Source organism: Pseudomonas sp. S3_G06, assembly GCF_054667565.1.
Genome location: NZ_CP162738.1, coordinates 4,547,537 through 4,562,292, shown reverse-complemented (window position 1 = coordinate 4,562,292; position 14,756 = coordinate 4,547,537). Strand labels below are relative to the sequence as shown.

Below are 14,756 nucleotides of genomic sequence, written 5' to 3'. Positions count from 1 at the left end.
AGCGTCGATACAAGGCCTTGCACAGCCTTATAGAAGCGGAAATTTCCCGTTTCCCGGCGCCTATGCCAAACTAACCCGCATATAGACAAGGTGAAAACTCTCTAATGGCCGATTGGCAGTCCCTCGATCCCGAGGCCGCTCGTGAAGCGGAAAAATACGAAAACCCTATTCCCAGCCGCGAACTGATCCTGGCGCACCTCGCCGATCGGGGTTCGCCTGCTGCCCGCGAGCAACTGGTCGAAGAGTTTGGTCTGACCACAGAAGACCAGATCGAGGCCCTGCGCCGCCGCTTAAGAGCCATGGAGCGCGACGCTCAACTGATCTACACCCGCCGTGGCACTTACGCGCCGGTCGACAAGCTCGACCTGATCCTCGGCCGCATCAGCGGTCACCGTGACGGTTTCGGCTTCCTGGTGCCGGACGACGGCAGCGACGACCTGTTCATGAGCCCGGCGCAAATGCGTCTGGTGTTCGATGGTGACCGTGCGCTGGCCCGGGTTTCCGGTCTCGACCGTCGTGGTCGCCGTGAAGGTGTGATCGTCGAAGTGGTGTCCCGCGCTCACGAAACCATCGTCGGTCGCTACTTCGAAGAAGGCGGCATCGGTTTCGTGGTTGCCGACAATCCGAAGATCCAGCAGGAAGTGCTGGTGACGCCGGGGCGCAACGCCAACGCGCAGATCGGTCAGTTCGTCGAGGTGAAAATCACCCACTGGCCAACGCCGCGCTTCCAGCCGCAAGGCGATGTGGTCGAAGTGGTCGGCAACTACATGGCGCCGGGCATGGAAATCGACGTTGCCCTGCGCACTTACGACATTCCGCACGTCTGGCCTGAAGCGGTTGTGAAAGAAGCCGCCAAGCTCAAGCCGGAAGTTGAAGAAAAAGACAAAGAGAAGCGCATCGACTTGCGCCATCTGCCGTTCGTCACCATCGATGGTGAAGACGCCCGCGACTTCGATGACGCGGTCTACTGCGAAGCCAAACCGGGCAAGCTGCGCCTGTTCTCCGGTGGCTGGAAGTTGTACGTGGCGATTGCCGACGTTTCCAGTTACGTGAAGATCGGCTCGGCGCTGGACAACGAAGCTCAGGTTCGCGGCAACTCGGTGTATTTCCCCGAGCGCGTGATTCCGATGCTGCCCGAGCAACTGTCCAACGGCCTGTGCTCGCTGAACCCGCAAGTCGATCGTCTGGCCATGGTTTGCGAGATGACCATCTCCAAGTCCGGCGAAATGACCGACTACTGCTTCTATGAGGCGGTGATCCATTCCCACGCTCGTCTGACCTATAACAAGGTCAGCGCGATGCTGGAAACGCCGAAGGCTACCGAAGCGCGCAAATTGCGTGGCGAGTACACCGACGTCGTCCCGCACCTCAAGCAGCTCTACGCGTTGTACAAGGTATTGCTGGCCGCCCGTCACGTGCGTGGCGCGATCGATTTCGAAACCCAGGAAACCCGGATCATCTTCGGCTCCGAGCGCAAGATCGCCGAAATCCGTCCGACCGTGCGCAACGATGCGCACAAGCTGATCGAGGAATGCATGCTGGCGGCCAACGTGGCCACTGCCGAATTCCTCAAGAAGCACGAAATTCCTGCGCTGTATCGTGTTCACGCCGGTCCGCCGCCAGAGCGTCTGGAAAAACTGCGCGCGTTCCTCGGTGAGCTCGGCCTGTCCCTGCACAAAGGCAAGGACGGTCCGTCGCCGAAGGATTATCAGGCTTTGCTCGCGAGCATCAAGGATCGTCCGGATTTCCACCTGATCCAGACTGTGATGCTGCGTTCGTTGAGTCAGGCGGTGTACAGCGCTGAAAACGACGGCCACTTCGGCCTGAATTACGAAGCCTATACCCACTTCACCTCGCCGATCCGTCGTTATCCGGACCTGCTCACGCACCGCGCGATCCGCAGCGTGATCCATTCGAAACAGGACACCCCGCACGTTCGTCGTGCCGGTGCGATGACCATTCCGAAAGCGCGCATCTATCCTTACGACGAAGCGGCGCTGGAGCAGCTCGGCGAGCAGTGCTCGATGAGCGAGCGCCGTGCCGACGAAGCGACCCGCGACGTGGTGAACTGGCTCAAGTGCGAGTTCATGAAGGATCGCGTCGGCGAGTCGTTCCCGGGCGTGATTACCGCCGTGACCGGGTTCGGCCTGTTTGTCGAACTGACCGACATCTACGTCGAAGGCCTGGTGCACGTCACCGCACTGCCGGGTGATTACTACCACTTTGATCCTGTGCACCACCGCTTGGCGGGCGAGCGCACCGGTCGCAGTTTCCGTCTTGGCGACACCGTTGAAGTACGCGTCATGCGCGTCGACCTCGACGAGCGCAAGATCGACTTCGAGATGGCGGAAAAAACCATCAGCGCGCCGATCGGTCGCAAGAAACGTGGCACCGAAACCGCTGCGCCTGCTGCCAGGGCTGCGGAAGAAAAGGCTCCAGCGAAAACCGCCAGCCGTCGTCCGGCCAAGGAAAAGGTTGCCGAAGCCTATCGCCCGAGCGACGCCGTGGCGAAAAACGCCGAGCTGCGCAAAAGCCGTGAATTGAAGAAGGCCTTGCTGGCCGATGCGAAAAACGGTGGTAAAGCGGCGTCCGGGGGAAAGACCGGGCGGTCGGCGCCTGACAGGGCGACCGACGGCAAGCCAGCCAAGCCGAGCAAACACCGTAAGGGCCCGCCCAAAGCGGGTTCCGCTCCAGCCAAAAGTGGCGGGGCGCGTAAACCGAAGGCGAAGTCATGAGTCAGTTGGAAAAAATCTACGGCGTTCACGCGGTAGAAGCGTTGCTGCGTCACCACCCCAAACGCGTCAAGCAGATCTGGTTGGCGGAAAGCCGCAACGATCCGCGCGTGCAGACGCTGGTCGAGCTGGCCAATGAAAACCGTGTTCAGGTCGGCCAGGCCGAGCGCCGCGAAATGGACGCCTGGGTTGAAGGCGTGCATCAGGGCGTGGTCGCGGAAGTCAGCCCGAGCCAGGTCTGGGGCGAAGCGATGCTCGACGAGTTGCTTGATCGCACCGAAGGCGCGCCGCTGTTGCTGGTGCTCGACGGTGTGACCGATCCGCACAACCTCGGCGCCTGCCTGCGCTCGGCCGATGCGGCCGGTGCGCTGGCGGTGATCGTGCCGAAGGACAAGTCGGCCACGCTGACTCCGGTGGTGCGTAAAGTCGCCTGCGGCGCAGCGGAAGTGATTCCGCTGGTGGCCGTGACCAACCTGGCGCGCACTTTGGAAAAACTCCAGCAGCGCGGTTTGTGGGTAGTAGGCACCGCAGGTGAAGCCGAGGTCAGCATTTATGACCAGGACCTCACCGGCCCGACCATCCTGATCATGGGCGCCGAAGGCAAAGGCATGCGCCGCCTGACCCGCGAGCATTGCGACTATCTGGTGAACCTGCCGATGGCCGGTAGTGTCAGCAGCCTCAACGTCTCGGTCGCCACCGGCGTGTGCCTGTTCGAAGCGCAGCGCCAGCGCGGTGCGAAGGCCAAGGCTACTGCGAAGAAGTCCTGACCTGCTGCAAATCCCCTGTAGGAGCTGTCGAGTGAAACGAGGCTGCGATCTTTTGATCTTGCTTTGAAAAAATCAAAGTCAAAAGATCGCAGCCTTCGGCAGCTCCTACACGGGTCGCCCGGTGGTTGTTCAAATATTCACCAATTGCCTTGCGCCCCCGCAGTCCCTTCTCTACAATTGCGCCCCTTGCTGTGACGGCAGGCACGCATGTGCCCCGCGCCAGCAAGTCCATAAGTGTCATTCACTCCTTGTCTGACCGTTTTTGAGCGGCAGGCTACAACCCGTAAGGAGCATTCATGCGTCATTACGAAATCATCTTTCTGGTCCACCCGGATCAGAGCGAGCAAGTCGGCGGCATGGTTGAGCGTTACACCAAGCTGATCGAAGAAGACGGCGGCAAAATCCACCGTCTGGAAGATTGGGGCCGTCGTCAACTGGCCTACGCAATCAACAATGTTCACAAGGCTCACTACGTGATGCTGAACGTTGAATGCACTGGCAAGGCCCTGGCCGAGCTGGAAGACAACTTCCGCTACAACGATGCAGTGATCCGTAACCTGGTCATCCGTCGCGACGAAGCCGTTACCGGCCAGTCCGAGATGCTCAAGGCTGAAGAAAACCGCAGTGAGCGCCGTGAGCGTCGCGACCGTCCTGAGCACGAAGGCGCCGAAGGCACCGACAGTGATGACAGCGACAACAGCGATAGCGCTGACGAGTAATCCACGGACCTTATTAAGGAGCCTATCAAATGGCACGTTTCTTCCGTCGTCGTAAATTCTGCCGCTTCACCGCTGAAGACGTGAAAGAGATCGATTACAAAGATCTCAACACTCTGAAAGCCTACGTATCCGAGACCGGCAAAATCGTTCCAAGCCGCATCACCGGTACCAAAGCTCGTTATCAGCGTCAGCTGGCCACCGCTATCAAGCGCGCCCGCTTCCTGGCCCTGCTGGCCTACACCGACAGCCACGGCCGCTGAGACCGGGCAGTCGACAAGTAGCAAAGGATTGAATGCATGCGCGCCTTAGCTGAGTTCATCATGCGAGGCCGAATGCAGGCCACTCTCGTGGTGGCCGGATGTGCAACATTGCCGTTGTTGTATTGGTTGGGTGCTGCCGCCGGGAGCCTTGTGCTGCTGCGGCGCGGATTGACGGACGCCCTGGGCGTTCTGTCGCTGGGACTGCTGCCGGCCTTGATCTGGTGGCTGTATGCCGATGACCCACGGGCACTTCTGGTGCTGCTGGGCTCTGCGGTGCTTGCGTTGGTTTTGCGCGCAAGCGAATCCTGGGTCCGCACGCTGCTGGTCAGCGTAGTGATCGGAGTGGTGTTTTCAGTGGTGCTCGGGGTCGCGTTTGCGGCCCAGATCGAGATGCTCGCGCAGGCCCTCATAAAGGTCATGCCGGCGCTTCTTGGTGAGACCTACAAGCAATTGTCGGTTGATGAGCAAGCGCGTTTCGCGTCCCTGATTGCACCGGTCCTGACCGGACTGATTGCGGCCTTGTTGCAGATCGTCAGCGTGCTGAGCCTGATTGTCGGGCGGCATTGGCAGGCGTTGTTGTACAACCCGGGTGGTTTCGGTCGCGAGTTTCGCGCCATCCGCATCCCGCTGGGGCCGGCGATGTTACTGCTGGCGTTGATGCTTCTGGGCCCGAATCTCGGCGCACAGATGGCCATGTTGACGCCGTTGTGCAGTGTACCGCTGGTGTTCGCCGGGCTGGCCCTGATTCACGGGCTGGTCGGGCAGAAGCGACTGGCCGGTTTCTGGCTGGTGGGGTTGTACGTCACGCTGCTGTTGTTCATGCAGCTGATCTATCCGTTGCTCGTGGTTCTGGCCATTGTCGACAGCCTGATTGATTTTCGCGGTCGTCACGTGTCGAAAGACACCGACAGCGCGAACGGTGAAGGTTAAAAGTTAGAGGATTTTCACATGCAACTGATCCTTCTGGAAAAAATCGCCAACCTGGGCAACCTGGGCGACAAAGTAAACGTTAAGGCCGGTTACGGCCGTAACTACCTGCTGCCTTTCGGCAAGGCTACCGCTGCGACCGCTGCCAACCTGGCTGCGTTCGAAGAGCGTCGCGCCGAGCTGGAAAAAGCCGCCGCAGACCGTAAGGCATCGGCTGAAAGCCGTGCTGCCCAACTGGCCGAGCTGGAAGTGACCATCACTGCCACCGCTGGCGACGAAGGCAAGCTGTTCGGTTCGATCGGTACTCACGACATCGCTGACGCACTGACCGCCTCCGGCGTTGAAGTGCAGAAGAGCGAAGTTCGTCTGCCGAACGGCACCATCCGCAACGTGGGTGAATTCGACGTGGCCGTGCACCTGCACGCCGAAGTTGAAGCCACCGTACGCGTTGTCGTGGTAGCAGCTTAAGCAACACGGATCGGCTGGCGGCTTGTCCGTCAGGCGGTTAACATCGGGCACGATCCTGTTTACAGGTCGTGCCCTTTGTCTTTCTGAATCCCCTGCTTTTCACTAATACTCAAGTGGCCATGAACGATATCTCCGCTCCCGAGCAATACGATCTGCAAACCGCTGCCCTGAAGGTGCCGCCGCATTCCATCGAGGCTGAACAGGCTGTACTCGGTGGTCTGATGCTGGACAACAACGCCTGGGAACGCGTGCTTGATCAAGTCTCCGATGGCGATTTCTATCGACATGACCACCGTCTGATTTTCCGTGCGATCGCCAAACTGGCCGATCAGAACTCGCCGATCGACGTCGTTACCCTTGCCGAGCAATTGGACAAGGAAGGCCAGACGTCGCAAGTCGGCGGCCTCGGCTACCTTGGCGAACTGGCAAAAAATACGCCGTCGGTCGCCAACATCAAGGCCTATGCGCAGATCGTCCGCCAGCGGGCGACGTTGCGCCAATTGATCGGCATCAGCACCGAGATTGCCGACAGCGCCTTCAACCCGGAAGGTCGCACCGCTGAAGAAATCCTCGACGAAGCCGAACGGCAGATCTTCCAGATCGCCGAAGCGCGGCCCAAGACCGGCGGCCCGGTCGGCGTCAATGAGCTGCTGACCAAGGCCATCGACCGCATCGACACGTTGTTCAACACCGCCGACGCGATCACCGGTCTGTCTACGGGTTACACCGACCTCGACGAGAAGACCAGCGGCTTGCAGCCGTCCGACCTGATCATTGTCGCCGGCCGACCTTCGATGGGTAAAACCACCTTCGCGATGAACCTGGTGGAAAACGCCGTGTTGCGCAGCGAGAAGGCTGTCCTGGTTTACTCCCTCGAGATGCCAGGCGAATCGCTGATCATGCGTATGCTGTCTTCGCTCGGCCGAATCGATCAGACCAAAGTGCGTTCGGGCCAACTCGAAGACGACGACTGGCCGCGCCTGACGTCGGCGGTCAATCTGCTCAACGACCGCAAACTGTTCATCGATGACACCGCCGGCATCAGTCCTTCGGAAATGCGCGCGCGCACTCGTCGTCTGGTGCGTGAGCACGGCGATGTCGGCCTGATCATGATCGACTACCTGCAACTGATGCAGATTCCCGGGTCCAGCGGTGACAACCGCACCAACGAGATTTCCGAGATCTCGCGATCCCTGAAAGCCCTGGCCAAGGAGTTCAACTGTCCGGTAGTGGCGCTGTCGCAGCTCAACCGTTCCCTCGAACAGCGCCCGAACAAACGCCCGGTGAACTCCGACTTGCGGGAATCCGGAGCGATCGAGCAGGACGCCGACGTAATCATGTTCGTTTACCGCGACGAGGTGTATCACCCGGAAACCGAGCACAAGGGCATCGCCGAAATCATCATCGGCAAGCAGCGTAACGGCCCGATCGGTTTCATTCGGCTGGCGTTCATCGGTAAATACACGCGCTTCGAAAACCTCGCACCGGGCAGTTACAACTTCGACGACGACGAATGACAGCAGGCCGGATCATCCGGCTGCTGTCGTGGCCTGCTTCAATCGGCCGAAACTGCCGTCTCGCTGCTGGCAGGTTTTTCAACTGCCTCACCGGGGCGAATTTCCTCGCGCGTCAGTGACTGGATGAGCGTCGCTTCGCTAATGGCCAACTGTGCCGTGACGTCATTGGTTTGCGCGTCGTATTCAGCCTGGGTCAGTAATTTTTTCGCAACGTGCTCATCCAGTGCCGCCTGCCTCTGTTGATAGGGTTGACGCGCGGCGTCGAACCGGGACGAATATTTGTGCGTGATGAAGTCCTGCCAGAAATCCATCGACACCAGAGCCTGAAACTCTTCGGGGGAGTTGTTCAAGGCGATGACTTTACGGTAGGCGACTTCCAGCATGGGCGGTGTGACGCCGGCCATGCCGATAAAGGACAGTGACTGTGGCTGAAACGGCAATTGCAGCTGATCCTTGAGGCCAAAGCGGTAAGCCATGGTCATTTCATGAGGATCGCGCAAGCGCAGGCGATGGGTATTGCGCTCACTCGCAGAAGCCTGTGGATCGTTGGCGATTGCCCTGCTCGCAGCGATGTCTGCTGCGGCCAGTTCGTCGACCTGTCTGAGCCTGAACAGACCTCTGGACAAATCCACCAGTCGAGTGCCATCCCCGTCTTGCTTCGCCTGCACCCTGGCCGTATGCGTCATGGCCAACACTTGCAGGTCAGTAAATGTGGCGGCGGCAAGGTCAGTGCAGCCGGCTTCGCAGGCGCGATCAAAAATATCTCTGCGCAGAGCGCGTGATTGCACGTTGTTCTCGCTGATGGCATCAACCACGTCCCAGACCTGTCGGCGGAAATCGGCGTGGTGGCCGAGTCTGGAAATGATGTTGAAAAAGCCATCCGAGCCGTCCTGTGCTTTCAGTCTGTCCAGCTGCGCGGTGCGCTTCGTCGCCTCGGTTGCCGTCATACCGACGGTCAACTGCGGATAGGCCGACGCAGCGTTCATTAGCGCCGGCTGTGGGCGGGCTGCCGGGGCAGAAGTGGTCAGCAGGTTCAGAGGATTGTAAAGCGATGTTGCGGAGTGGCGCAGCCGCTCACTGTAGCCGGCCAGGCGTTCCCGAGTGTATGCGCTCAGGGGGTTATTGCTTATCTGAGTGCCGCTGTTGACTTGAATTGAATGCGTCAGGCGATCCGCTGCCGGTGCGACGACAAAGTCGGGCAGCCTCGTGATTCGGTTGTTGTTCAGATGGATCTTGCCCAGCAGGGGCTGATCGTACAGTCCGGTGGGCCAGCTTTCGATGCCGGTGTTTGACATGTCGACCTCGCGCATATCGGTGATCGCGCTGAAATCCGGGCTCACGTTCAAGTGCGGATTGTCGTGTATCCACAAGGCCCTGAGGGTCGTTCTCCCGGCCAGTATCTGCGCGGTCTCGGCGGTGAGTTCGAGTTGATTGCCCTGCAAAAACAAACGGGTCATTCCGTGCATTTCGCCGATGGCCGGCGGAAGATCCCTGAGTCGATTGTTGGCCATGTTCAGCCAGCGCAAATGGCGGAAGCGGGTCAGGAATCCTTCCGGGGATTCGGTGAGATTCATGTTGTTGAGTTTCAGCGAGCCGACATGGCTGAAGTCGCTGCTCAGATCCGGCAGGGTCGGCAACGTCAGGCCACTCAGATCCAGTTCCAGACCTATTGGCGTGCCGTCAAAGGCATGTTTCTGCGGCGTTTCACGTCGCCAGCAACTGATGATCCGGTCCCGTGCCTCGATGCGCTCATTGCGGGTTTGCGTGTTGGTCTGCAATTGATTGGCGCGAATATAGCGCACGGGATTGCTGCCTCCGGAAAATACCCAGTTATTCAACTGGTTGTTCAACACGGCGAAATCCTGCTCAAGCTCCAACAATCTGGTCGCGACAGTGCCCTTGTCATGGTTCCAGATAAATTCCCGGCATTCCTTGATGCTTTTGCCAGGAAAAAGTTTTCGGTAGCGTTGCGCGCGCGAGTTCTCACTATCGAATGCAGCGGGGTGGGCCGGAGTCATCAACTCCGGATGCAGTTCGTTGAGTCTTCGCCAGTAGCCGTCGAACTTTCTCCAGTAAGGCGAAGGGAAGTCGTTGCCTTCAAGCAGCGTGTGGTTGTTGATCCGCGCGACCACGGCCAATTGATCGGCAGGCGGGTTGACATGCGCATCGGGAACGTTGCGCAGTTTATTGTTGCTGAGGTCGAGGCCGGTCAAAGTGGACTTGTCAGCCAGCCCGAGAGGCCACTCGCTTATTCCGGTGTTCCTCAACTCCAGCGTCTGCAACCCGGACATCGCGCTGAAATCGGGCAATACCAAGAGTGGATTATCGGACAGCTTGACGGTGACCAGCAGGTGCAGTGCGCTCAATGCACCTGCGCTGTTTTTATCGAGTTTTATTCGGTTTGACGACAGATTCACATGGGCGAGCCGGCTCATCGCCGTGATGCCTGCGGGCAATTTTTCCAGGCCGGAGTGGCTGATCGTCAAGTTTTCCAGATTCGGCAACCGCGACAGGAACGTGTCGGCAGAGTCGGACCAGACAACGCTATCGAGGGAGAGCAACTTCAACCGACTGAAGTCGGCAGTCAGTGGTGGTAGCGGTCCGTGCAATGGTGGCAGCGTGAGGCCCGTCGACTCCTGAAGCCAGCAGTCCTTGATGATCCGGGCAATGTGTTCTGCCCGAGCCTTTTCCCGCCCGGCGACGCTGGATGTTCCCGGCTGGCTCTCGGCGACGTAGGCCAGCAGTTGCGCATCGAGCGCCTTGAACTCTTCGAAACGCTGGCTGACGGTGGCTTCTGCGCCATCCCCCAGGCCAATCAGGTACTCCCGGGCAGTTTGTGGCGTTTTGTCCGGATACATCTGCAGCAGCATAGCGACTTCGGGGATGTCGCCATCAATCCGGAATGCATCTGTGCGTGCGCTGGTGATCAGTGCCGGGTATTCGGCCGTTACCCGCTGCCAGTACAGTTCCAGCCGGCGCCAGTAGCCGCTGGCAAAGGGGTTGCCTTCGATCAGGGTGATGCGGTTGATGTTGGCAATGGCGAGCAATTGATCACTCGCCGGGCTGATGACTGTCTGCGGAATTTCACGCAATCGGTTATTGCGCAGATCGAGCGACTCTATCGCTAGCTGATCTCGCAGCCCGGTTGGCCATTCATCCAGCCCGGTGTTGCGCAGATTCACGGTCTTGAGCTGGAGCATGCCGCTGAAATCCAGGGTTTTGCCCAGCGGGTTGTCAGACAGATCAAGGTTTTCCAGTTGGCTGAGCGAAGCCAGCTCGCCGGCGGTTTGCTCGCTCAGTTCAATGCGGTTCGCTCGCAGGTCCAATTCCTTGAGGCCGGGCATCTGCGTGAGGTTCGCCGGCGGTTTATCGAGCGCCGAAGCGTTGATTTTCAAGCGTTCAAGGGCTGTGAACCCGGTGAGAAAAGTTTCGGATCCCGCCGACCATGCCACCGCCTGCAAGTGCAGCGTACGTACATGGCTGAAATCTGCGGACAGCGGAACAATGCCTGCGTCGCCAAGATCCAGTTGCAGCGTTGTTCCCGTCTGCCGTTTCCAGCAACGCTTGATCTCTTGCGCGGCGCGCTCCACCGAGGGATGGACCGCCCCGCCGGCCAGCGCACTGGTTTTCAGCCAGGTCGCGAGTTCCAGCTTCAAGGTCTTGTATTCAGTCTCGACGCGGGTCAAGAAGCCTTGTACATCGCCGCTGTGGGGGCTCAGCAGCGTGCGGATCTGCTCGCTGTCCAGAGAGGGGTAAAGTTGTCGCAGTCGCGATTGTGGTGTGCGCAGCCGGTTGATCGCGGTGTTGAGCCGTTCCCGCAGCCCCGGTGAAGCCGGTTGGTCGGGACTGCCGCGCTGCATTCCGCCGGCTCCGCCGACTACGATGCCTTGCCAGCCCTGATGGGCATCGAACACCACAGGCTCTGATCTTCCCAGGCGCGTCGCGCTATAGATGTTGTCGACGTCGGCGGCGACAGGATCTTGCGGGCGAACGATGCGCATCACCTCGGCCAGAGGCGTCGACGCATCGGGGTCGTGCAAGACCTGATAGCCGTGATCATCGATCACTGCATAAAGTTTGCCGTCATGGCGGTGCAGCCCGTCGCTGTCGGGTGAGCTGGTGCTGAAGTCGAGCGGCGTGCGGAACGCTTGCAGACGTGCCACCGATAAAGAGAAGGTGCCTGGCGGCGAAAATTCCAGCGCATGCCATCGCCCATTCTCGGAATCGTGCAGCATCAGCGGTCCGGAGGGCGTGGATTCGCTCGCCAGCCCGGCGCGCCAGAGGCCGCTCTGCGCGTCCTTGCGCACCTGCACGAAGCCGCCGTCGGCCATTTCCACGTAGTGACGACCCTTGAATGTCCTCAGGCCTTCGGCGTCGGCGTCAGGCAAGCCGGTTGCTGCAGCGACGCGGTAATGTTCGAAACGGTGGCCAGCGTTGACCACGGTCTCCGGCACTGATGCAGCCGCATGTACTGTGACATTCGGGGCCGGGATGATCGCATCAGGATCGTTGCTGTCCATGCGCCGGTTTGCGCGCAAGTGCGGGCCGCTCAACGCGGTTTGGTCAAGACCGGGGCGCGGCGTGAGGATGGGACGCTGCGCAATCGTATCTGTGGAAGTATCCGGTCGAAGATGAAAATTACCGGGGGGAGTAACTGGGTGCGGCGTTTTGCTGCGCATGTCTTACATTCCTTGTAGTCGTTGCGCGGTAGCTTCTTCAACGGAAGCTGCCGGCCTGTTCGGCGTCATTGCCTGAGGCTGTGTCATGGGGGGGAGCAGAGGCGGCGGCCAGGTCGAAGATTTTCTGCCCTGTGCGTCCATCGAGATATTGGCGCCAGATTGGCACGTGGGTCAGGCCGGCCTGCTCGTCCCGGCGTTGGGATTGGATGCCGCGTCTGCTCTGTTCCAGCGTTTTGAGATGACTGCCCTTGATGGTGAAGTTCAGCGGCTCGCTGCTCAGTTTTTCATAGTGAAAATGCGCTTCCCACAATGGCGCATCGTTAGCGCTATCCCTGATCGAGTAAACGTCGAGAAAGGATTTGTCCCGGTCTTTGCCCAGCTGTTTGCGGTCAACCGTTTTGACGGCGTTCAGCTCAGCGTGATCGATCAGATAATTGAGCCGCAAAATGTCCAGCACGTCCTTGTTCTTGTACATCCGCACCAGCACGCTTTGGCCATGCGCGGACAGTGTGTCTGCAGCTCTTTGCAAACGCTCGCTCAGGTTCTGAATCTCGGCATCCTCGGCCGCTGTATCGTGGTTTTGCAGGCGGCGTGCCTGCTCATTGAGCGGGTCGATGGCTTTTTCCAACTCTTCAATTATTTCCGTCGGATTGTCTTTAGCGGTTTCTCTGGTCTGTGCCTGGGCAATGTGCCTTTCAACGTCAACCAATAAGCGGTTGGCCTCGGCGATCAGTTCCGGCCGCGGAGTGCTGGCGATGGGCGGGCGAACAGGCAGCCATTCACCCTGTCTTTTTTCGTATCGCTCGACCGGGCCATTCGGCTGGAACGGGTTGGAAACCTTGACGATAACGCTGCCATCTGCGGCGGTTTCCGTGTCGCCAGCCATTACTCTGGAAGTGCCGTGCCGTCGGGTGCGGAACACCTTTCTCAGCGACGGCGGTCGGGCTGACACGCTATCGCTTGGCCGGGACGGGATGAAGTCGATGTCGATGTTCTGATCCAGGCTGGGCAGCTCGGTATTGCGGTTGAACGAGGCGAAGATTTCTTTCAAGCGGGTTTCGATGCCGGTCTCGAACTGATCGGTCAGCGCGAGGATCTCCCTGGCGTACTCGGCTTTGACGCTGCCTGCCGGCAGCTCTGCTTCAAAGCGGCCTCTCTCAGCTCTTATCTGATCGAGGGTCAGCATCAGTGACAACGACTGCGCGCCTTCGGGAATGTTTTGCAGATCGCCGGTGATCAGGTCGATGGCGTGAAGCGAGCGCATGGTCACATTTGGCGGGTAGTCAGGCGTGCCTGCGAACAGGTGGACGTACATGTTCAACTTGTTGAAGTTGATTCGCTCGACCGTGGCCACTTCATTACGGAGTTCTGCAAGTGCGGGGGCTGCTCCTCGGTCTGCTTTCAGGATCTGTCCCATCACCACTTCCCGGTCTTCGAGAAGCTTCAGCTTTTTGTTCATGAAGCTGATGATTTTTTGACAGTTGTCAGCAGTCAGAGTGGTGAATACAGACTCGCCTCTGAAGTTCATGACTGTCATCAGTCGGTTCAGGTATACCACCCGATCCAGGCGAAGGGCGTGCAACTCTTCGGCGAAAACCCCGTTGGCTTTCAGATGTATCAACCAGGATTTGTGGTCGAGTATTGACTGCAAATTGTCAGCCTGCTTTTTGATGTGCTTGAGCAAGTGAACTTCAACGGCAATCCATGCCGCCGTCCGCTCGGCGCTTCCGCTCGGCAGAGCATTTGCCCGCGCCGCAAGCACGTAATAGCGCTCAGCGGACTCGTTGATCTCGTTCATTCGCGTGACGAATGGCTCATACCGTTGCAGCAGAATCGGGATCGCCTCCTGGCGGCGCATGCCTCCCAGCAAACCGGTGGACACAGCAACCCAGGTATTGTTGGCGTTGCGTGTGACGGCCCGCGACTCTCCACTGCGGCTGGCGTGATAGATGTTGTCATCATCAATGGCCACGGGATCCTTGGCATTAACAATGCGCCAGACCTTTTGCACCGGCGTAGATCCATCCTTATCAAGCATTACCTGATAAGCATGATCGTGAATGAGCGCGTAGCGCTTGCCGTCGTGTCGAAACAAACCGTCGATGTCGGGTGCGCTGGTGCTGAAGTCCAGATCCGTGCGAAACGCTTGCAGGCCGACATGGGTAAGAGGGGCAGTGTTGACTTCGTCGTCATCATTTGCACGCCAGAATCCGCTATCACGATCGCGGAACAAAACCGGGCCGGAAGGTTTCGATTCGCTTGCAAGATGTGCCCGGTACAGTCCGGTGTCGGCGTCTTTGGCGACCAGCACGATCCCGACATCGACCACGTCGACGTATTGGCGGCCTTTGTGAACTCTGAAACCCTCGGTATTGGCTGTCGGCAAGCTGGCAGCGGCCATCACCCGATAATGCTCCAGTGGTAGAAAGGCTGCGCGTGGTGTTTCGTTCGGCGACGTCAATGGGCGCACGCTAACGGTAGGAGCTCGAGTGATTGCGTCGTGGTCGATGCTGTCTGTTGGCCTGCCCGGTCGGAATTGCGGATCGATCGACGTCGCATTTTCGAAGCCCGGTCGCAGGGTTATGTCGGGAGGGTCAGGGCGTAGCGTGAGTGCGGCTCCTGGCGTATCCGGTTGGCGATGGACATTAACGGTTGAAGTGCCTTTGGAAGGCGTTTTGCCTGGCATG

9 protein-coding genes are annotated in these 14,756 nt (G+C 59.2%); 7 read left to right on the top strand and 2 right to left on the bottom strand.

Going from position 1 to position 14,756, the window contains the following annotated elements:
* Positions 1-104: 104 nt before the first annotated feature.
* From rnr to dnaB, 7 genes are all read left to right on the top strand, one after another.
* On the top strand, positions 105-2,735 hold the full coding sequence (gene rnr, locus AB4N47_RS20395) for a ribonuclease R (protein WP_073471681.1): 2,631 nt from the start codon (positions 105-107) through the stop codon (positions 2,733-2,735).
* Positions 2,732-3,499 (top strand): 23S rRNA (guanosine(2251)-2'-O)-methyltransferase RlmB, encoded by a 768-nt coding sequence (rlmB, locus tag AB4N47_RS20390; RefSeq protein ID WP_095180954.1) that lies wholly within the window; start codon positions 2,732-2,734, stop codon positions 3,497-3,499. Before rnr ends, rlmB begins: the two co-directional genes overlap by 4 nt.
* A 296-nt stretch (positions 3,500-3,795) precedes the next feature.
* A complete protein-coding gene (gene rpsF / locus AB4N47_RS20385) occupies positions 3,796-4,218 on the top strand; it encodes a 30S ribosomal protein S6 (protein WP_341638486.1) in 423 nt (140 codons plus the stop codon).
* Between the two features lie 29 nt (positions 4,219-4,247).
* Positions 4,248-4,478 (top strand): 30S ribosomal protein S18, encoded by a 231-nt coding sequence (gene rpsR / locus AB4N47_RS20380; RefSeq protein ID WP_002551829.1) that lies wholly within the window; start codon positions 4,248-4,250, stop codon positions 4,476-4,478.
* A gap of 36 nt (positions 4,479-4,514) precedes the next feature.
* Positions 4,515-5,408, top strand: coding sequence for a hypothetical protein (locus tag AB4N47_RS20375; RefSeq protein WP_122508589.1), 894 nt, complete (start codon positions 4,515-4,517; stop codon positions 5,406-5,408).
* Positions 5,409-5,426: 18 nt separating this feature from the next.
* Positions 5,427-5,873, top strand: coding sequence for a 50S ribosomal protein L9 (gene rplI, locus AB4N47_RS20370; protein WP_003221136.1), 447 nt, complete (start codon positions 5,427-5,429; stop codon positions 5,871-5,873).
* 119 nt (positions 5,874-5,992) lie between these two features.
* Complete coding sequence (dnaB, locus tag AB4N47_RS20365) at positions 5,993-7,390, top strand: replicative DNA helicase (protein ID WP_016771936.1); 1,398 nt, start codon at positions 5,993-5,995, stop codon at positions 7,388-7,390.
* Positions 7,391-7,428: 38 nt separating this feature from the next.
* Here the strand turns inward: dnaB and AB4N47_RS20360 are convergent, their stop codons facing one another.
* Positions 7,429-12,069 (bottom strand): NEL-type E3 ubiquitin ligase domain-containing protein, encoded by a 4,641-nt coding sequence (locus tag AB4N47_RS20360; protein ID WP_460154324.1) that lies wholly within the window; start codon positions 12,067-12,069, stop codon positions 7,429-7,431.
* Positions 12,070-12,106: 37 nt separating this feature from the next.
* Positions 12,107-14,755: a hypothetical protein gene (locus AB4N47_RS20355; protein ID WP_341638488.1), complete on the bottom strand. Its 2,649-nt coding sequence runs from the start codon at positions 14,753-14,755 to the stop codon at positions 12,107-12,109.
* Position 14,756 lies beyond the last annotated feature (1 nt).

What these genes read in the sequence shown, in the direction of transcription:
- rnr (WP_073471681.1), top strand. Translation starts at nt 105, where the DNA reads ATGGCCGATTGGCAGTCCCTCGATCCCGAGGCCGCTCGTGAAGCGGAA.
- rplI (WP_003221136.1), top strand. Translation starts at nt 5,427, where the DNA reads ATGCAACTGATCCTTCTGGAAAAAATCGCCAACCTGGGCAACCTGGGC.
- rpsR (WP_002551829.1), top strand. Translation starts at nt 4,248, where the DNA reads ATGGCACGTTTCTTCCGTCGTCGTAAATTCTGCCGCTTCACCGCTGAA.
- AB4N47_RS20355 (WP_341638488.1), bottom strand. Translation starts at nt 14,755, where the DNA reads ATGCCAGGCAAAACGCCTTCCAAAGGCACTTCAACCGTTAATGTCCAT.
- AB4N47_RS20360 (WP_460154324.1), bottom strand. Translation starts at nt 12,069, where the DNA reads ATGCGCAGCAAAACGCCGCACCCAGTTACTCCCCCCGGTAATTTTCAT.
- rpsF (WP_341638486.1), top strand. Translation starts at nt 3,796, where the DNA reads ATGCGTCATTACGAAATCATCTTTCTGGTCCACCCGGATCAGAGCGAG.
- dnaB (WP_016771936.1), top strand. Translation starts at nt 5,993, where the DNA reads ATGAACGATATCTCCGCTCCCGAGCAATACGATCTGCAAACCGCTGCC.
- AB4N47_RS20375 (WP_122508589.1), top strand. Translation starts at nt 4,515, where the DNA reads ATGCGCGCCTTAGCTGAGTTCATCATGCGAGGCCGAATGCAGGCCACT.
- rlmB (WP_095180954.1), top strand. Translation starts at nt 2,732, where the DNA reads ATGAGTCAGTTGGAAAAAATCTACGGCGTTCACGCGGTAGAAGCGTTG.